The sequence below is a fragment of the Balneatrix alpica DSM 16621 genome, from assembly GCF_000619885.1.
GTDB lineage: Bacteria > Pseudomonadota > Gammaproteobacteria > Pseudomonadales > Balneatricaceae > Balneatrix > Balneatrix alpica.
Genome location: NZ_JHUZ01000011.1, coordinates 1 through 18876, shown reverse-complemented (window position 1 = coordinate 18876; position 18876 = coordinate 1). Strand labels below are relative to the sequence as shown.

Genomic DNA, 18876 nt, shown 5'->3' with positions numbered 1-18876 from the left:
TTAGTGCCGCTGGGGGAGTGCAGCGCGTGCCAGCTCACGTGCTTTATGCAGTTCGTCATCACCTAAACGGGCAATTTGTTCCAGCACGACCAAACTTTGGGTGAGTTGTTGAGCGTAGTCTTGATTGGCAGCCTGGAAGGCCTCATCAATGGCTGCATAGACACGTTGAATTTGTTTTTCCCGGCTTTCGCCAGGAGCGACCTCTTTCAGTGCCTGCAGGCAGGCAGAGGCAATTTTCATATAGCGTTGATTACGCGCTTGGCTCATGAGAGTACCTGAATGTTATCGATAAGGAACCGGCAAGGAACCCTCGATAAAGGGCTATCGAATAAAAGCGCTATGGTAGCTAAGCCGAGGCTTGAGGTCACCACCAGTACTTGCCCCAATTTTGTGGATTGGCCCAGTTTTTTGGATTATTCCAGCTGCGGACATGGTTGTAAGTGTGGACATCGTAGCTGTACCAAAACAGTGAACCCTGTTCGCTGCTGAACTCGGCCTCCTGTTGCAGTGCCAAGGCATAGAAGTCCGTTGCTACCCAAGGATTGGCGGTGGGGCGATAGAGTACCCAGAGGTGGCGAGCATGGTAGTTGCGCAGTAAACCGAGTAGCTGTCGACCCTGGCTTGGTGGCAGTTGTTCCAGGCTTTCACTGACCAGTACCAGGGTGGCAGGGGCAATTTGTTGGGGGGCGTGGAGTAATTGCTCGGCACTGACTTGTTGATAATCTGCGCCCTGGTTAGCCAGTGCCGTGGCCAGTTCGGCATGGGGAGTGGGACTAATATGGAGCAGCGTATCGGGTTGAAGTTGTTGTAGACGGGTCAGCAATTGTTGAATAAGTGCCGAAGCGGGGGCGGTCATGCAGGCTTCCTCCTGGCTGATGCGGTGACACCGCAAATAAAAGGGTAAAGGCCTGAAAGTAAGAGCGCAGGGCCTGAGTAAGAAATGGCGTTATCGGCGCTAGCGGTTTCGCCACGGCCTGGGGTTATACTGGCGAGGGATCGGGAGTGTGTCTATAGCCATGATGAGCATAGACAGACCATCAGCTTGGTTAGGAAGCAAAGAATGAATCGGGAAAAAGTCGTTTTTGCCTTTTTTATCGTATTGGCGTTGACCCTCAACTTTGGTTTTGTGCTGGGGGAAATTACCGACCCTACGCACCACAATGCTTATGAGTTGTTTGCCGCCATCGTGGTGAGCCTGATTGCCACGGTGCTGAAGTTTGGTGACCGCACTCATATTGGGGCGGTGTTGCTGGCAACCAGCCTGGTGGCCGACTTGCAGCTGGTGATAGCCGCCTTGATCTGGGGCTTTGCCCTCTATGTAACCGAGGTGGGGATGACATCGGAAGTGACCGCCAGTGTGGTGTCGATGGCAGCAGGCGCCCTGCTGGCCAACCTGACTTCGGTCATCTTATTGATGGTTGAAACTGTAATGGTGCGCCGTTGAATCCACTTAATTCGGTTTTCTATGTGGTGTTGCGGCGGCTGCGATGGCCGCTGATCACGCTGATCGTGGTGTATTCCATCTCTATTCTGGGGTTTGTGTTAATTCCAGGGCAGGATGATCAGGGGCAGCCCTGGCGCATGGGCTTTTTCCATGCGTTTTATTTCGTCAGCTTTATGGGCTCCACCATCGGTTTTGGTGAGATTCCCTATGCCTTTACCGATGGGCAGCGTTTTTGGGCCACCTTTACGATCTACGGCACGGTCATTGCCTGGTTGTATGGCATTGGCACCATGTTGACGGTGTTACAGGACCCAGGCTTTCTTCGTCTACTTAAACGTCAGCGCTTTCGCCGGGCAGTGGCCGCTATTCAGGAGCCGTTCTATCTGGTTTGCGGTTATGGCACGACCGGCCAGCTGCTGGTGTCGAAGCTCACACAGCGGGGAATTCAGGCGGTGGTGGTGGATGCTAACCTCAGCCCGATTCAGACCCTGGAAACCGATACGCTACCCATGCCGGTGCCGGGCCTGTGTGAAAATGCCGCCGAGCCTGAGGTATTACAGGATGCGGGTTTGCTGCACCCCCACTGCATCGGTGTGTTGGCCTTGACCGATGACGATGAAATCAACCTCGCTATTGCTATCGCCTCCAAATTGCTGGCACCGGAGGTGGTGGTTATCAGCCGAGCGGAGTCGCGCAGTATTAGCGATAACCTGGCCTCCTTTGGTACCGAGCACATCGTCGATCCCTTCGAGTCCTTTGCTGAGTACCTGGCGATGGCCTTGCAAGCGCCATATAAGCACCTGGTATACGACTGGCTGGTCAACCCTCGTCACCGTTCTGCCCTGGCGATGACCCGCCCGACTCAGGGTACCTGGGTGATCTGTGGTTATGGTCGTTTTGGTCAGGCATTACACCGCCATCTGCAGGCAATGGATGTGGATATGGTGGTGGTGGACGAGGACTCGGCCAAATTTGGCCAGACCGACAATATGATCCTGGGACTGGGCACCGAGGCGGTCACCCTACAGGAGGCAGGGGCTGACTATGCCGTTGGCATTGTTGCCGGTACCGCCAGTGATGCGAATAACCTGTCGATTATCCTCACGGCTCGTCAACTTAATGCCAAGTTGATTACGGTGGCACGGCAGAATCAAACCGCCAACTCCATGGTGTTTAAAGCCGCCAAGACAGACTACGTGATGGAGCCCAGCCGCATCATCGCCAATAAGATCATGCTGTTGATCAAAACGCCGTTGCTGGTGGAGTTTTTACAGCAGTTGGAGGGACGGGATGATGTTTGGGCCCATACCCTGGTGAATCGGATGCGTGAAACCGTAGGGGACAATGAGCTGGAGAGCTGGTCGCTAACGGTCACGGAGGAGGAGAGTCCCGCACTCTGGCTGGCCTTGCAGGAAGGGCAAGAGGTCAAACTGAACCTGTTTTACAAAGACCCCCGCGATCGTAGCAAAACCCTGCGGGCTTTTCCGTTGATGCTCAAACGTGGCAATACCTACAAGCTGTTACCGGGGGAGCTGACCCTGTTGCAGGAGGGTGATCAGCTGCTGTTCTGTGGGCAGCTACAGGTGGCTAATCTGATGCAGTGGACTGCCTGTAACTACAACGTGCTGCGCTATGTACGGGATGGTTATGAGGGAGCCAGTGGTTATGTATGGCGCTGGGTGGCCCACCACTGGGCCCAGCGTAAGACTAACAATATGACTCAGCCCAAGGGATAAATTGACCGTTTTTTACCTTGAGCAATAAGAGCCATTCTCAGTAGTTTCAGGAGCCTCCAACAATAACAACAAGGTGGCTCCATGACCTCTTCATCGCCTGCGGGTCAGCCGGATTCTGGCTTGGCGGCACTGGTATTGGTGGCCCGCTATCATCAGGTGGCGGCGGACCTGCCAAGTTTGCAGCACCACTGTGGCCTAGGCTCGGCGCAGGCCAGTCAGGCAGACCTCTTAGCTGCGGCTAAACGCTTGAAACTGCGAGCCCGCCTGGTTCGGGCCGCTTGGCAGGATTTGGCCAAACTCAGCCTGCCGGCGATCCTACCCTGTCAGGATGGGCGTTATCTGATTCTGGCCCGTTGTGGTGAGGATAGGGTACTGCTGAAAGATCCGTTACTGCCGGTCAGCCATACCCTGAATCAAGCGGAGTTGGAACAAATCTGGACGGGGCAGGTGCTATTGCTGAGTCGACGCGCCTGGCTAGCCGGAGCGGAAGGGCGCTTTGGTCTGGGGTGGTTTGTGCCGGCTTTGCTAAAGTATCGCCGCCCTTTGGCAGAGGTGCTGGTGGCCTCCTTCTTTTTGCAGCTGTTTGCCCTGCTGACGCCACTGTTCTTTCAGGTGATGGTGGATAAGGTACTGGTGCATCAGGGCCTGACCACCCTGGATGTGTTGGCATTGGGGCTGTTGTTGCTATCGCTGTTTGAGGTGGTGCTGGGCGGGCTGCGCACATACTTATTCAGCCATACCACCAACCGAGTCGATGTCACCCTGGGGGCCCAGCTGTTTCAACACTTGCTGCATTTGCCCATCGCCTATTTTCAGGCCAGGCAGATTGGTAGCACCGTGGCCCGGGTGCGTGAGCTCGATAGCATTCGTCATTTCCTGACCAGCTCAGCGTTGACCTTGGTGATAGACCTGTTCTTCACCCTGGTCTTTTTTGCGGTGATGTATGTCTATAGCCCGACTCTGACCTTGATTGTGGCGGGTTCAATCCCGGCCTATCTGTTGTTGTCCGTGTATATCACACCGTTGCTGCGCAAACGCTTGGATAACAAATTTTTGCATGGCGCTGCCAGCCAGGCTTTTCTCACTGAGAGTGTGGCGGGAATTGAGACCTTAAAAAGCCTGGCGGTGGAACCACTGGTGCAGAAGCGTTGGGAGGAAAAACTGGCCGCCTATGTCAGCGCTTCTTTTAAGGCAGCCAACCTGGGCAATATTGCCAGCCAGAGTGCGTTGCTGATCAATAAAGTGGTGACGGTTCTGATCCTCTGGCAGGGCGCCCGGCTGGTGATGGGGGGCGAACTCAGTATTGGCCAGCTGATTGCCTTTAATATGCTGGCCGGACAAATCAGTAATCCCATTCTAAAGCTGGTGCAGCTATGGCAGGACTTTCAGCAGGCGGGGATTGCGGTCAAGCGGCTGGGGGACATTCTCAACACCCCCTGCGAGCCCAGCCTGCAAGCGAATAAAGCGGTGCCGCGACAGATGTTGGGACAGTTGGAGTTTAGTGAGCTGAACTTCCGTTACAGCCCGGATCGCCCTCTGGCATTGCAGGACTTTAGCCTTAGGGTCAAGGCGGGAGAAGTGATAGGCATTGTCGGCCGCTCAGGCTCAGGTAAGAGTACCCTGGCGCGCTTGATTCAACGCCTGTATCTGCCGGAGTCTGGCCGTATTCTGCTGGATGGGCAGGATATCAGCCAGCTGCAGCCTGCCTGGCTACGGCGTCAGATTGGTGTGGTGTTGCAGGAAAATCGTCTGTTCAACGCCAGTATCAAGGACAACATCGCCCTGGCCGATCCCAGTTTACCCCTGGAGTTAGTGATGGAGGCGGCCAAGCTGGCTGGCGCCCATGAGTTTATCTGCCAGTTGCCCGAGGGCTATGACACCCAGGTGGGGGAGCAGGGGGCCAGTCTGTCCGGTGGCCAACGTCAACGACTAGCCCTGGCGCGGGCGCTGATTGGCAACCCCCGCATCCTGATTCTGGATGAGGCAACCAGCGCTCTGGATTATGAAAGTGAGCGTTTAATCCAGGACAACATGGCACAAATCTGCCGGGGGCGTACGGTATTCATTATTGCCCACCGCCTGTCCACCGTGCGCCAGGCCAGTCGTATCCTGGTGCTGGAACAGGGGCGCTTAGTCGAGCAGGGTTCCCATGCTCAGTTGCTGGCCAGTCAGGGCTACTATGCCCGTCTGTATGCCTATCAGCAGCCGGAGTGGTCTGCTCCTCCTGTCGCGGAGGGCTTGGCATGAAGCCTCGGCTGATTCTCAGTGGGCGGCAGCGGCAGGGCCTGAGTGAGGAGGAGATTTATGCCTTTTTACCCGCCGCGCTGGAGCTGGAGCGGCGCCCGCCTTCGCCACTTGGACGTGGCTTGATGTGGACTCTGATGGTGATTTTTACCCTGATCCTGCTGTGGGCCTGGTGGGGCAGGCTGGATATCTATGCCCAGGCACCTGGGCAGATTCGGGTGAGCCAGGGGGTGCAGCAGATTCAGTCCCTAGTCAGCGCCAAGGTAGTGGAAATTGGGGTGAAGGAGGGACAGCAGGTGCAGGCTGGACAGCTGTTGCTGCAGTTGGACAGCGATGAACTTGTGTTGGAACAGCAACGTTTGGCATTGCTCTGGCAACAGGCCTATCTGGAGCAGGCGCGGCAGCAGGCTTGGGTGAGCTGGCTTAGTCAGGGAGCGGAGATTGAGCTGCAACACTGGCATTGGCCAGGAGTTCCTGCGGGTTTACAGGGGCCGAGTCAGGCGCAACAGCAGCAGCATTATTACCAGTTAGTGCAACAACGTCAGGGCTATGAGGCCACCCTGGCGCGCCATCAACAGGAAGCCCTGCGTTTGCAGGGCCAATATCAGCAGGAGTTGTTGGAGCAGCAACGCTATCGGCGCCTGTTGGAGCTGGTGAATGAGCAGGTGGCGGCTTACCAGAAGCTGCAACAACAGCAGCTGGCCGCCCGCAGCCAATGGTTGCAGGCGCGTCAGCAGCAAGTGGAGTTGGAACAGGGGCTGGCGGCCAGTGCGACCCGTTTACAGCAGTTGCAGGCCGCTCAGGCAGCCAATGAGGCCGGACGCCAAGCTTTAATCCATGAGCAGCGTAGCCAGGCTTTGGCCAAGCTGCAGCAAAGCAGCACCGAATATCAAAGCCTGCAACGGCAGTGGCAGCAATTGCAGCAGCGCCTGGCCCACTATCGGTTAGTGGCACCTCTGGCAGGTACGGTGCAGAATCTGCAGGTATTCACGCTGGGTGGGGTCGTCAGTCCAGCCCAGGTGCTACTTGAGATTGTTCCCCAGGCGGCGGAGCTGGAGGCTCAGGTGTGGATTCGCAATCAGGACCGTGGCTTCGTTAGCGAGGGGCAAAGTGTCAAACTGAAGGTCGATAGCTACAACTTTACCAAGTACGGTCTGGTTGAGGCGCGGGTGCAATCAATCGCCCAGGATGCCAGTGAGGACGAACGCTATGGTTTGGTTTACCCCGCTCGGATACAGCTTCTGCAAACCGGCATCAATGCGGATCAGCAATGGTTACCGCTGGCAGCGGGGATGAGCCTGAGCGCAGAAATTCATCTCGGTCAGCGCCGGGTGATAGAGTATTTCCTGTCGCCGCTGCTGAAGTATCGCCAGGACAGCTTGCATGAGCGCTAGTGAATTGGCAGAGGATCGCGAGGTGCTGAAACCAACCGTAACTTTTATTGGCCAGGGCTGGCCCTATATTGGTGCGATCAACGCTTGAGGAGAAAAAATACATGCGTGCGCTTGTAACCCTGTTTTCCAGCCTGTGCTTGCTGCTGACATTGGGTCTGCAACCTGTGGAGGCAGCCAAACTTGGTGGCGGCAAAAGTTTTGGTAAGAGCTACTCTGCTCCGGCGAAGCCGACCTATGCACCGAAACAAGCCAGCCAGCCGACCGCTGCTCCGACTAACACCGCTACTGCAGCACCGAAAAAGTCCGGTTTGATGGGCGGTATGCTGGGGGGACTGCTGGCGGGTGGTTTGTTGGGAGCACTGTTCTTCGGTGGGGCTTTCGACGGTATCGGCTTGATGGATATTCTGATTATCGCCGTGATTGCTTTTGTGCTGTTCCGCCTGTTTAAGCGTAAGGCAGCGGCGGCGCAACAAGCTCAGCCTGCTTATGCTGGCGCGGGGGCCGCTCAGCCCTATCAGCAGCCTGCTACGCCTGAACCCCAGAGTAGCCCTGCCATGCGTGCTGGCCATTTTGGTAATGGGGAGCAAGGTCTGATGGCCGAGCTGGCCACTGATATCCAAACCCCGGCTTGGTTTAAAAAAGACGCTTTCCTGGAAGAGGCGCGTAACCACTTCCGTCAGCTGCAGCGTGCTTGGGATCAGGCAGACTATGCCACCCTGGCGGACTACATGACCCCGGAGCTGTTTGCTCAGTTGAAAGCCGAGCGTGAGGCTTTAGCCGGTCCCCAACATACCGATGTTGAGTCCGTGATGGTGGATCTGATCAACTACCAGGAGGTCAATGGCATGGCGGTGGTCAGCCTGCAGTTCTCCGGCTGGGTACGTGAAGAGCAACAGGGGCCAACGACAGAGTTCAGTGAAGTGTGGCATCTGAGCAAGCCTTTGGATAATGCCCAGGGTGCCTGGCAGATCGAAGGGATTCAGCAGCACTGAGATCGGCTTGCTGTTAAGCTCACCAGCTAGAAATCAACAACAGCCCCGCTAAGCGGGGCTGTTGTTTTTTGGCCATGGGGGTGGAGCTATGAGTCTTGCTCTTCCCGCAGGAAGGTCCAGGTATCCCCCTGGGAATCTTGACGGCTAAAGTAGTAACCCTGGTAATTGAAGTCTTGCAGGGCTTCGACCCGGTCAGGACGTTGCTCAATCAGATAACGGCACATCAGCCCGCGGGCTTTTTTCGCGTAGAAGCTGATGATTTTGTACTGGCCGTTTTTGCGATCCTTAAAGACGGGGGTGATTAAACGCCCCTGCAGTTGTTTAGGCTGGATGGCTTTAAAGTATTCATTGGAAGCCAGGTTGATCAGGACCTGTTGCTCCTGCTGTTGCAGACGCTGGTTCAGGGCCTCGGTCAGACGCTTGCCCCAGAAGGCATAAAGATCTTTGCCACGGGAATTGGCAAAGGCGGTTCCCATCTCCAGTCGGTAGGGCTGGATTAAGTCCAAGGGGCGTAGCAAGCCATAGAGCCCGGACAGTATCAGCAAGTGTTGCTGCGCATAGGCAAGCTCCTCCTCATTTAGCGTGGCGGCATCCAATCCCTGATAAACGTCTCCTTTAAATGCCAATACGGCCTGTTTGGCATTGGCTGGAGTAAAGGGCAGTTGCCAGTTGGCATAACGGGCGACATTGAGAGCAGCGAGCTTGTCGCTCAGGCTCATTAACTGGCTCAGTTGTGCGGGGGTGAGGGGGCGTAGTTGCTCAATCAGGTCACTGGCTTCGTTAAGAAAGTCTGGTTGACTGCAATGGGCTGTGTGAGCCGGTGTCTCGAAATCCAGGGTTTTGGCAGGTGAAATCACAGCAAGCATAACAGGGCTCCATCTGAGTGAAGCAGCAGTCTACCTAGAGTGTTAAGTGGAGGCCAGGGTAAGGCTGCGTCAGCACTCAGAAGGGGCTGGCAGTGTTGAGAGAAGCCAGTGGACAGGCTTCTCTCAGGTGACTTGATAGCGCTTAATGGCGACGACGCATTAATACATTGAGCTCATCGACTACTTCACTCCAATCGGAGTCTTGCGCCAGGGCTTCCTGGATAAAACGTGCTTGGGCAGGGTTCCAGCAACTTGCTTGTTCCAGTGGCAGATCATCTGGTAGTGGGCCTTGCTGACGAATGAATTGATTGATGGCCTGGCTGCTGGAGTCGAGTCCAAGCTGGGCAAAGAGTGTACTCAGCGTGTGAGGGGTAGTGTCCATTTTGCCTCCCGTTAAAAGGTCAGGATTGCATTCCGATGCCTTACGTAGGATAGCGAGCATTACCGCCGATTAAGCGCCATTGTTGGTGAACTTATACAACCAGCGATGACGGTTTTTCGTGGCGATGCTCGCTACTTATTTGGGGACGCTTAGTGGCAAAGCAAAGGGGGTTACAGCTTGGGTTTATTGACCCACAGTGGTGCCCAGCGCAGGCTCAAACGGGCGGCGGCGATGATCACCACCGGGATGGCAAGATCCGGCAGGCTTTTACCCTGGCTATCGAGTAGCAGTTGCAAGGCGCTATAGGCGACCAGTCCTATCACCAGGGCGAGCAACCAAGTTGCCAGAGTGGCTAACCATTCCTTGGGAGAGCCCGGACGGCTTTTCAGGCTAATCCAAATCAGAAGTACTAAGGCTAGTGCTGTCAGTATCAATGAAGCCAGTTGTGCGGTGTCCATGAGCGGAGCGTCCTATTGTTGACTAAGGGCATTTCTCGCCAGCTGCCCGAGTGTGCTACTCTGCCAGCCCCGAAGCAATAAACCAATGAACGAGCGAAGTGGGTCTGGCTATAAGAGTAGCCTGGGCGCGTTTAAACCATGGGCAAGCTTGCCAAAAAGCCGGAACAACGCCAAGGCTTAACGACTTTTTGCCAAGCTCGGCTGCCTTCGCAATATGCTGAGTGTGTATTGCGTTAGCCCGTTTTACCTATTCGCCTCTTTGTCTGCAGAGTGACAGGATGACTAAGAAGACTCGTGTTCTGACCGGTATTACCACTACAGGCACCCCCCACCTTGGTAACTATGTGGGGGCGATTCGCCCGGCTATTGATGCCAGCCGTAATCAGGATGTGCACTCCTTTTATTTTCTGGCGGATTACCATGCGCTGATTAAATGCCACGAGCCTGAACGGGTATTTCGCTCGCGTCAGGAAATTGCTGCCACCTGGTTAGCGTTGGGATTGGATCCTAAGGTAGCGACCTTTTATCGTCAGTCTGATATTCCTGAGATTCCGCAGCTCACCTGGATCCTCACCTGCATGACCGGCAAAGGGCTGATGAATCGTGCCCATGCCTATAAAGCCTCCGTCGATGACAACACCCAGGCTGGCAAAGAAGATCAGGATGATGGGGTGACCATGGGGCTGTTCTCCTACCCGATTCTGATGGCGGCGGACATCCTGATGTTTAACGCTGAGCAAATCCCGGTGGGTAAGGATCAAATTCAGCACATCGAAATGGCTCGTGATATTGCCGGGCGTTTCAATCACACCTATGCCCCCCTCTTTACCCTGCCTGAGGCGGTGGTGAGTGATGAGGTCGCGGTGCTCTCGGGCCTGGATGGCCGCAAGATGAGCAAGAGCTACAACAATACGATTCCACTGTTTTGTGAAGCGGATGAGCTACGCAAACTGGTTGCCCAGATTAAAACCGACTCCCGTGAACCGGGTGAACCTAAAGATCCGGATAGCAGCACCCTGTATGAAATTTACGCTGCCTTTGCCAGCCAGGCGGAACGTGAGCAGATGCGTCAGCGTTTTGCCGAAGGCATTGCCTGGGGCAGCCTGAAGCAGGAGTTGTTTGAATTCCTTGACGCACAGCTACGTGGGCCACGTCAGGAGTACCAGCGCTTGATGGCTGATCAGGCTTATTTGGAGGAGGTGTTGTTACAGGGAGCGGAAAAAGCCCGTGCTATTGCGACTCCCTTCCTGGAGCAGGTACGTGAGGCGGTGGGTTTACAGGCCTTCAATCGTCAGTTGCGTCAGCACAGCGAGCAAACCCGGGACAGTAAAAAAGAGTTGAGTGAAGAGGAGCTGGAGAAGCTGGAAGCGGGTAAAGCCCGGGCGCAAGAGATTGCCCGTCAGCGTGAAGAACAGGCCAAAGCGGAGGCTGGCGCTGAGCTGCGAGTGCGTCAGCAACAGCAGGGCTTAACCCTGGAGCAACTGCAGGAGCTGCTGCAGCAGGAGCTGGAAGCGGCCAGCAAGAAGGACAAGAAGGCGCTGAAACTGAAGCTGGAATTAGTCCAGGCTTGGTTGGCGGAGGTGTGAGATGAACCCCCATACCCTGATTGATGTGAGTACCCTGCAGGCCCATCTGCAGCATGAGGATTGGTGCATCCTGGATTGCCGCTTTAATCTGACCGATACCGAAGCAGGGCGGCGGGCTTACCAGCAGGGGCATATTCCTGGCGCACGCTATGCTCACCTTGATCAGGATTTGTCCGGGCCGTTAACTCCAGGTAGTGGTCGTCACCCTTTGCCGCAGCCAAGTGACTTTTTGCACAGGGTACAGCAATGGGGAATCCGTGCGGATACCCAGGTGGTGGCCTATGACGATATGGGGGGCGCGATGGCAGCGCGGCTATGGTGGCTGTTAAAGTCGCTGGGGCATGCCAAGGTGGCGGTACTCAATGGCGGCTGGCAAGCCTGGTTAACCGCATCCGCTGCGCAGCAGCAGGAAATCCCTCCCTGTGTGCAGAGTGATTTTCAACCTCAGGCGGCGTTGTTGGGCCAACGGAGCCTAGCGGAAGTTTTGGCACAGCTAAAAGAGCAGCGCTGGATGCTGGTGGATGCCCGTGCCCCTGAACGCTTCCGTGGTGAGGTGGAGCCGCTTGATCCGGTGGCAGGTCATATCCCGGGGGCATTAAACCGGCCCCTGCAGCTTAATCTGCAAGCCGATGGGCGCTTTAAGAGTGTCGATCAGTTGCGCGCTGAATGGCAGCAATTACTAGGGGAGCGTAGCCCGAAGGAGGTGGTGCACTACTGTGGCTCGGGGGTCACGGCATGCCATAACCTGCTGGCTATGGAACATGCCGGTTTGAGTGGCAGTCGTCTTTATCCGGGCTCCTGGAGTGAATGGTGCCAGGATCCTGGCCGACCTGTGGCAACAGGTTAATAGCTTCGTGAAGGCGCCCCAGTGGCGCCTTTATCGTCTGGCCCTTAGGCGTTTTTAACGACGTGGTCGCACACCGCTAATCGCCTCTGCCTGATAGGGGTCGTCTGGCCAGTAGTGTTTGGGGTAGCGCCCTTTTAAATCCTTACGTACCTGGTGGTAGCCCTGGGCCCAAAAGCTAACCAGATCCTGGGTGATCTGAATGGGCCGGCGGGCAGGGGAGAGAAGGTGTAATAACAGGGGTAGCCGACCTTTGAGGACACTGGGGGTGTGCTCAAGGCCAAAGACTTCCTGTAGGCGGACTGCCAGCACAGGAGGGTCTGCCTGGTAGTCGATGGCAATGCGGGAGCCGCTGGGTACTTGAAAATGACTAGGGGCCCACTCTTCAAGTTGCTGCTGCTGTTGCCAACTTAAGCGGTTGAGTAGCAGGCCGGGCAGATTCAGGCTGTTAAGATCTTGTAGACGATGCATCCCTTGCAAGTAGGGGGCCAGCCAATCCTCTAACTGTTCGAGCAGACTGGCGTCATCCCAGCAGGGCCAGTCAGGCAGATGGCCTTGGAGTAGCTTGAGTCTGGCGAGCAGTTGGCGGCTAGTATCCTGCCAGGGCAAGGTACCGAGACCTCGACGTCGAATCGCATCGAGTAAGGCTGGAACCTTAAGTTGTGGTGGAATCTGTGGCAGTGGTTTGCGCGCCAGACAGAGTTTTAACCAGGCTTGTTCTTGCCAGGCCTGTAACCGGCCTTCCTGCTCATTCCATTCCACCCGTTGTTGCCATTGCTGACTACTGGGGTACAGCCGTGCCAGTGCGCTTTCATCTAGGCTGGCAGCAAGATAAACCCGTACCCGGCTTGGGTTGCCATCTACTTCTACGGCCACAATCCAGGGCTGGCGGGCCAGGCTGTCCTGTTCAGTGATCCAGGCCTGTTGGCCACTGGCGAGTTGCCAGCGTCCAGGCTCCAGTGCTTTACCAATGCGCTCGGGAAAGGCCAGTGCGAGTAGCTCTCCTACCTTTGGGCTGGGATGCCAGTCTGGCTTCACGCCGAGTTTGTCTGCCCAGCGTTGTGCCTGCTGCCGTTGCAAAGGGCTGGGGTGCAGTAGGGCTGAGCGGATGTCGGTACTGCTTTGCTGGCTGCCTTCTTCAAGCAACGCTGCCAGACAGGCAGCTAAGCCCTCCGCCTGTAATGCTTGGCTGCGTACCAACATCACCGCTAAACGTGGATGCGTGCCCAGTTGTTGTGCCTGCTGTCCCAATGCTGTCAGGCTGCCCTGCTCATCCAACATGGCTAACTGCATCAGCAGTTGACGCCCCTGAGCAAAGGCCGCGGCCGGAGGAGGGGTAAGCCAGTCTAGCTGCTGGGGTTGTTTGACCCCCCAGGCTAATAGCTCTAGCACTAAGGGGGCGAGATCCGCCTGCAGAATTTCCGGATCCTGGTGAGGGATTAAGGGTTGCTCACGGCTCCATAAACGATAGCAGCGGCCGGGGCCTTGGCGTCCAGCGCGTCCGCGTCGTTGTTCTGCACTGGCTTGGCTGCAGCGGCGGGTAACCAGACGTGTCATGCCTAACCGCGGCTGAAACAGGGGTAAACGTTGCCAGCCACTGTCAATGACGGTGTCGACCCCATCGATAGTGAGGCTGGTTTCGGCAATGCTGGTGCTGAGGATGACCTTGGGGTGACTGCCTTGTCGTGCCGCCAGGGCTTGTTGTTGCTGGGGCAGGCTAAGCTGACCGTGTAAGGGGGTTAGCTGCACCGCTAAGTCTGCTAAGGCGGCTTCACATTGACGAATTTCGGCTTGGCCAGGTAGGAAGACCAGTATGTCGCCTTGAGCATCGACTAAGGCTTCCTGCACACAGAGGCGCACTTGCTCCGCCAGAGATTGCTGTGTTGAGCCCGGTCGATAGTGGGTTTCGACCGGCCAGCTGCGACCTGGGCATTCCAGCATCGGGCAGTCTGTACCGAGTAATTGACGCAGGCCGCCGGTATCCAGGGTGGCGGACATCACCAACAGGCGTAAGTCTTGCCGCAGGCTGCGTTGTACATCCAGGCAGAGGCTAAACCCCAGGTCGGCATCCAGACTACGTTCATGGAATTCGTCGAAGATAACAGCCGCCACTCCCTCCAGGCTGGGATCATCCTGCAGCATGCGAATCAAGATCCCTTGAGTAATGACTTCTACCTGGGTTGCCTGACTGACCTTAGCTTCCTGGCGTACCCGAAAGCCAATACGCTGTCCCAGGGGTTCTCCCAGGCTTTGTGCCATATAGGCGGCAGCATGCTTGGTGGCAATGCGGCGGGGCTCCAGCAGCAGGATGCGCTGTCCTTGCGCCCAGGGTTGAGCCATCAGCACCAGCGGAACCCGGGTAGTTTTGCCGGCCCCCGGAGCGGCCTGCAAGATGACACGGGTGTGTTGTTCGAGTTGGCTAACTAACTCGGGAATGACAGATTCGATGGGAAGGGCGTCAGCGGTCATTGGATTTACGAATACAGACAACATAAGAAAGTTAAGGCGCAAGTGTTCGCTCCGCCTGTTCAGCACTCATCATAAACAAAGCACGGGCAAAACCCGAGGGAGAAGACTATGGCACAGGTAATCGAGTACTCAGTTTTTCTTGCTCGTCGGCGTGCCCGAGAGCGGGAGCGGCGAATGGAATGGATGCGGGCGCGCTTTGCCCGGGCGATGGGGATGGACCCGGAGTCCCGTCCACCACAGCGGCCCAGCCCGCGGCATCATCCCTTTCATCGCTAGCGAGTCAAGCGTATCTTATATTCTCGTGGCAACCCGGACCCGCGGGTTGCCTAACGGGGAGAGAAGGATGGCAGTTTGGTTAGCGCGTATGAGTTTTCCCCTCGCACGCCTGTTGTTACGTTATCAACAGGGGCCGCTGGCACTGCGAATGATGCATTGGTGTGCCGAGCGTGGTCATGCCAGGGCTGCTAGTGAATATGGTCACTGGTTATGGTTTCGTGGGCAGGGGCGTCAAGCGCGGGCTGAAGGTGCCCGTTTTTTGCGTCTGGCGGCAGAGTCGGGTGAAGCTAAAGCGCAATACCAATGGGGTAAACTGCTGGAAGAAGGTGATCAAGACCTATTCTGTGATCCTGTGCAGGCGTGTGATTGGTATGTGAAAGCAGCAGAACAAGGACATGCCTTGGCCATCCGCCGCATTGCGAAAGCCTATCAGCATGGTGAGCTGGGTTTGGGGCAGGATAGCTTTCAAGCCAGTCGCTGGCTCAATCGTTTACCGCCGGTTTTTTAACGGCCTGCTTAGACAGCACGCTGCCCCTTGATGGGGCAGCGGCGTTTTCATGGTCTAAAAAAAGACCCCTGTTCCAGGTCATCCATGCTTCGAAGGGGAATAGAACAGGGGTGCTGCAGCACAGGCTGCGCTGCAAAGGTAAAAAGTTAGTCAGGTTATCAGCGGTAAAGTTCCCAGTCTTGGGTCGGTCTATCTCGGGGGACCGGCCATTAAAATGTCATCTTAACTTTCTAATGTGATCTCCAACCGGAAATTTCCAGGGGGAGACACCATGCTCAACATCGAGCAGGCTTTGCTGCAGAAGTATCCCAACTTTAACGAAGCGGCCAGCTGGTGGCGGCAGCCTTCACTGGTGTTGCTACGTGGTTTGATTCACGAGCGGGAAATTAATCGCTTTCTGCAACAGCACCAGGGGCTACGAGGTTTTGAGTTCCTCGATAAGGTATTGGAGTACTTCAACTTCAGTTACCGTCTCTCCCATGCGGACAAGGCTAATATTCCTGCCACTGGTCGGGTGGTCATCGTTGCTAATCACCCTTTGGGTTCGTTAGATGGCTTGGCGTTGCTGAAACTGGTTAGCGAGGTGCGTGCTGATGTGCGTATTCTGGCCAATGACTTACTCAGCCATTTAAGCCCCCTGCAGTCTCTGTTTTTACCGATCGATAATCTGAGTGCCCAGGGACATAAGCGTTCCATTCAGCGTGTGTTGCAGGCGCTGCAGCGAGAAGAGGCGGTGATTGTCTTTCCGGCGGGGGAGGTATCTCGTGCCAGTTGGGATGGCATCAAAGATGGCCGCTGGCAACCTGGCTTCTTATTGTTTGCCCGCAAAGCCAATGCGCCGGTGTTACCTGTGCATGTACAGGGGCGTAATTCCTGGATGTTCTATGCCTTATCTATGTTGTACAAGCCTCTTTCCACTTTATTGCTGGCCCATGAGATGTTTGCGCAGCGTAACCGGGAATTGCAGGTGCGTGTTGGTCAGCCCATCCCCATAGAGCAACTGCGAGCCTTGCCTTTGCCGAATCAAATGGTGGCTAAGCTGGTGAAAAAACATGTCTACCGACTGGGTAAAAAGGGCAAGCCACTATTTGTGACGGAGAACACCATTGCCCATCCACAGCAGCGTCAGGCGGTCAAGAAAGCCTTGGCATTGGCGCCTTGTCTGGGGCAAACCGCAGACGGTAAGAAAATTTATCTTTATGACTATCAGCCGGACTCGCCGGTGATGAAAGAGATTGGCCGTTTGCGGGAGCTGGCGTTTCGTCAGGTCGGGGAGGGGACAGGGCAGAAACTCGACTTAGACAGTTTTGATCATTACTACCGCCATTTGGTGTTATGGGACGAGGAAGATCTGGAGATTGCCGGTGCTTATCGGCTGGCAGAGGTAAGTAAGTTATTGCAGAGCGGTCAGCCGCTGTACTCAGCACAACTGTTTCGTTATCGACCTGATATGCAGCCTTATTTCGAGCAAGGGGTCGAATTGGGCCGTAGTTTTGTGCAGCCCAAGTACTGGGGCAAGCGTAGTCTGGATTATCTATGGCAGGGATTGGGGGCCTATTTACGCCATCATCCACAGGTACGTTATCTGTTTGGCCCGGTCAGTATCAGTCAGGCTTATCCGCTGATGGCTCGGCAGTTACTGGTACGCTTTTATCAAGTCTACTTTGCTGATCCTGAATATTTAGCTCAGGCAAAGGTGCCTTTTGTGGGGAAGGTAGAAGATGAGGTTTGGTTGCAGCAGTTATTCAGTGGCAATAACTATGCTGAGGATTTTATTGAGCTTAAGGAGCGCTTGAGTCATTTAGGTGTGACGGTGCCGACACTGTACAAACAATATACAGAGGTATGTGAGCCGGGTGGGGTACGTTTTCTCGATTTTGGGGTTGATCCTGACTTCGGTTACTGCATTGATGGTTTGGTGCTGGTGGATTTAAGTCGCTTAACGGCTAAGAAGCGTCGGCGTTATTTACAGGAGGATGGCCGCTCTGCCAAGCCTGATAATGGTGTTGAAAGCGATCAAGCTGCTTAAGTAGAGCTGCACTCTGTATGGGCTCGGACCATTGTAAATGGGCAAGGGCCATTGCCTCTATTGTGCACAGGTGGCCTGCTTGCTGATGACGGCGCAAACGGAATTGAGATAATTGTTCAGGCATTAATTGCAAGCGAGGCAAGCGTTGTAACCAGGTACTCTGACGCAACATTTTGCGTGCTTCTTGCCAGGTGGCATCCAGCACTATCAGGTTAATCCCAGCAGGGGATGGAATCTGCTCCAAAGTGAGGGGAGGCTGACCGGTCTCATTGGGAAAGATCAGATAGCTTGGTTGAGGTAGCTGAAGGGGCGGCATTTGCCGTTGCCAACGTATGCGTTGGCAGCCTGAGCGGAGCACGACTTTGGCCAGCTTACCGGTATTGTCTAGGCGCAGATACTCACGCGGGTGCGTCAGCAGTGTCCAACACAGGCTGCTTGGTGCTAGTGCAATGCTTAAGCAACAGCAGTGACTAAGGGGAAGGGTGCAGCGGTAACAACAGGGGTGCCCGGCAAAGGCTTTACTCATAATCCTGCTTAACTCGCCATTTATTTTCTTCGTCTTCGATTTTTTTCAGCTCGGCCTCTAAAGCTGCTTGTTTAGCTTGCACTTCACGGTCTTGCTTGGCATTGAGTTCTTGAATGCGGGCGGTAATACCATTCAGGCGCTCACTGACATCAACAAACTTGCTGAGTTGTTGCAAGCCTTGCTGACATTGCAGCAGCATGTGGCGAGCATTCTTCCAATTGCCGCGGGTATCCACCTGTTGTGCAGTTAGCAGGCTTAAGTCGAGAGAAATCAGCTTGCTGTAGACCTTTAGGCTTTGCATATGAGCCTGTGCTTGCGGCGGAGGGATCAGGCGTTGCTCATAAAGGTTTTTCAGCGTCTGACTCAGTTGGGAGAACTGGCGCTTAATTTGTGTAGCTTGTTTTTGCGAATAGATTGGAGGTGGGGAGAGGTCGTCAGGCTCTTGCCGGCTAGATTCTAATTCGGACTTCAATTCCCCTAGCATGGATTTATGTAATGGGTCTTTGGGTTCCAGCACTATCAGCTCATTTAGACGCACGATGGCGAGCTGGAGCAAAGTCTGTTTCAGAGCCGGAGGTAGGAAGCCTTTGGGGGTTTGTTGTACGGCGGCATAGATATGACGAATTTGCTCTTTGATGGCAATGATGCGCTGTAATTTGCGCTGTCTGGCATTCTCAATCGACTGGCCGATCATTGCCATGGCGACCAGCGCCAGTACGCCTAGTACTATAAGAACAGCGATATACGCGGAATTCATGTGTTGTGAATCCACTCCGGGCTAGTGTCTTGCCATTATCGGCTTTGCTATTGCACCCTTTAATACTTCGAGACAGTACAAGTGAGAGGGCGCCAATATACCTGAAATCAAATAAAGCATAGGTGTTTTTATAGCATCCAGCTAATTGGGTCTAGTCTAGACGTGGGATTGCGTGGGAGTGGCGGGGTAACGCAAACAAATACAGCTTTTTTTGTTCTGCCTCTTGACCCTGTATGGGTGCCTGGGTAGTATACGCGCCCGCACCGCTGCTGATGTTGTGGTGTGGAATGTCCCATTCGTCTAGTGGCCTAGGACACCGCCCTTTCACGGCGGTAACAGGGGTTCGAACCCCCTATGGGACGCCA

The 18876-nt window shown here is 55.2% G+C and carries 18 protein-coding genes and 1 tRNA gene; 11 read left to right on the top strand and 8 right to left on the bottom strand.

What is annotated here, in order from left to right:
- Both Q334_RS0104135 and Q334_RS19830 read right to left on the bottom strand, forming a co-directional pair.
- Positions 1-267: a hypothetical protein gene (locus tag Q334_RS0104135; protein WP_027312107.1), complete on the bottom strand. Its 267-nt coding sequence runs from the start codon at positions 265-267 to the stop codon at positions 1-3.
- Positions 268-364: 97 nt separating this feature from the next.
- Complete coding sequence (locus Q334_RS19830) at positions 365-856, bottom strand: DUF6231 family protein (protein ID WP_051527509.1); 492 nt, start codon at positions 854-856, stop codon at positions 365-367.
- 204 nt (positions 857-1060) lie between these two features.
- Here Q334_RS19830 and Q334_RS0104125 point away from each other — a divergent pair, with 204 nt between their 5' ends.
- The 5 genes from Q334_RS0104125 to Q334_RS0104100 all read left to right on the top strand — a co-directional run bounded on the left by Q334_RS0104125 (position 1061) and on the right by Q334_RS0104100 (position 7810).
- Positions 1061-1444, top strand: coding sequence for a DUF6394 family protein (locus Q334_RS0104125; RefSeq protein WP_027312106.1), 384 nt, complete (start codon positions 1061-1063; stop codon positions 1442-1444).
- On the top strand, positions 1441-3180 hold the full coding sequence (locus Q334_RS0104120) for a potassium channel family protein (protein WP_027312105.1): 1740 nt from the start codon (positions 1441-1443) through the stop codon (positions 3178-3180). The genes Q334_RS0104125 and Q334_RS0104120 overlap by 4 nt, the downstream gene beginning before the upstream one ends.
- A gap of 81 nt (positions 3181-3261) precedes the next feature.
- A complete protein-coding gene (locus Q334_RS0104115) occupies positions 3262-5427 on the top strand; it encodes a type I secretion system permease/ATPase (protein ID WP_027312104.1) in 2166 nt (721 codons plus the stop codon).
- Positions 5424-6818: an HlyD family type I secretion periplasmic adaptor subunit gene (locus Q334_RS0104110; protein ID WP_027312103.1), complete on the top strand. Its 1395-nt coding sequence runs from the start codon at positions 5424-5426 to the stop codon at positions 6816-6818. Before Q334_RS0104115 ends, Q334_RS0104110 begins: the two co-directional genes overlap by 4 nt.
- A 101-nt stretch (positions 6819-6919) precedes the next feature.
- Positions 6920-7810 (top strand): Tim44 domain-containing protein, encoded by an 891-nt coding sequence (locus Q334_RS0104100; RefSeq protein WP_027312102.1) that lies wholly within the window; start codon positions 6920-6922, stop codon positions 7808-7810.
- An 86-nt stretch (positions 7811-7896) separates the two neighbouring features.
- Here Q334_RS0104100 and yaaA read toward each other — a convergent pair whose 3' ends face one another.
- From yaaA to Q334_RS0104085, 3 genes are all read right to left on the bottom strand, one after another.
- Positions 7897-8676 carry a peroxide stress protein YaaA gene (gene yaaA / locus Q334_RS0104095; RefSeq protein WP_027312101.1) on the bottom strand — a complete coding sequence of 260 codons (780 nt, stop codon included), beginning with the start codon at positions 8674-8676 and terminating at the stop codon, positions 7897-7899.
- Between the two features lie 142 nt (positions 8677-8818).
- Positions 8819-9058, bottom strand: coding sequence for a DUF2789 domain-containing protein (locus Q334_RS0104090; protein WP_027312100.1), 240 nt, complete (start codon positions 9056-9058; stop codon positions 8819-8821).
- Positions 9059-9228: 170 nt separating this feature from the next.
- Positions 9229-9516, bottom strand: a complete 288-nt coding sequence (locus Q334_RS0104085) for a hypothetical protein (protein ID WP_027312099.1) — start codon at positions 9514-9516, stop codon at positions 9229-9231.
- A gap of 278 nt (positions 9517-9794) precedes the next feature.
- Here Q334_RS0104085 and Q334_RS0104080 point away from each other — a divergent pair, with 278 nt between their 5' ends.
- Together Q334_RS0104080 and Q334_RS0104075 are read left to right on the top strand one after the other, a co-directional pair.
- Positions 9795-11102 carry a tryptophan--tRNA ligase gene (locus Q334_RS0104080; protein WP_027312098.1) on the top strand — a complete coding sequence of 436 codons (1308 nt, stop codon included), beginning with the start codon at positions 9795-9797 and terminating at the stop codon, positions 11100-11102.
- A 1-nt stretch (position 11103) separates the two neighbouring features.
- Complete coding sequence (locus Q334_RS0104075) at positions 11104-11949, top strand: sulfurtransferase (protein ID WP_027312097.1); 846 nt, start codon at positions 11104-11106, stop codon at positions 11947-11949.
- A 54-nt stretch (positions 11950-12003) separates the two neighbouring features.
- Here the strand turns inward: Q334_RS0104075 and hrpB are convergent, their stop codons facing one another.
- A complete protein-coding gene (hrpB, locus tag Q334_RS0104070; RefSeq protein ID WP_027312096.1) occupies positions 12004-14415 on the bottom strand; it encodes an ATP-dependent helicase HrpB in 2412 nt (803 codons plus the stop codon).
- Between the two features lie 108 nt (positions 14416-14523).
- On the opposite strand from hrpB, the gene Q334_RS20400 reads away from it, so the two are divergent.
- From Q334_RS20400 to Q334_RS17940, 3 genes are all read left to right on the top strand, one after another.
- Entirely contained in the window at positions 14524-14691 is a 168-nt protein-coding gene (locus Q334_RS20400; protein WP_155888952.1) for a hypothetical protein, read from the top strand.
- 67 nt (positions 14692-14758) lie between these two features.
- Positions 14759-15199 carry a tetratricopeptide repeat protein gene (locus Q334_RS17945; RefSeq protein WP_035460775.1) on the top strand — a complete coding sequence of 147 codons (441 nt, stop codon included), beginning with the start codon at positions 14759-14761 and terminating at the stop codon, positions 15197-15199.
- A gap of 271 nt (positions 15200-15470) precedes the next feature.
- Complete coding sequence (locus tag Q334_RS17940) at positions 15471-17228, top strand: GNAT family N-acyltransferase (RefSeq protein ID WP_051527508.1); 1758 nt, start codon at positions 15471-15473, stop codon at positions 17226-17228.
- Here Q334_RS17940 and Q334_RS0104055 read toward each other — a convergent pair.
- Together Q334_RS0104055 and Q334_RS0104050 are read right to left on the bottom strand one after the other, a co-directional pair.
- The gene (locus tag Q334_RS0104055) at positions 17146-17754 is read right to left on the bottom strand and encodes a tRNA-uridine aminocarboxypropyltransferase (RefSeq protein ID WP_027312095.1); all 609 of its coding nucleotides are present in this window, start codon (positions 17752-17754) and stop codon (positions 17146-17148) included. The genes Q334_RS17940 and Q334_RS0104055 overlap by 83 nt on opposite strands.
- Complete coding sequence (locus tag Q334_RS0104050) at positions 17747-18511, bottom strand: hypothetical protein (RefSeq protein WP_155888951.1); 765 nt, start codon at positions 18509-18511, stop codon at positions 17747-17749. Before Q334_RS0104050 ends, Q334_RS0104055 begins: the two co-directional genes overlap by 8 nt.
- A 289-nt stretch (positions 18512-18800) precedes the next feature.
- Here Q334_RS0104050 and Q334_RS0104045 point away from each other — a divergent pair.
- Positions 18801-18876: transfer RNA gene (locus tag Q334_RS0104045), tRNA-Glu, on the top strand.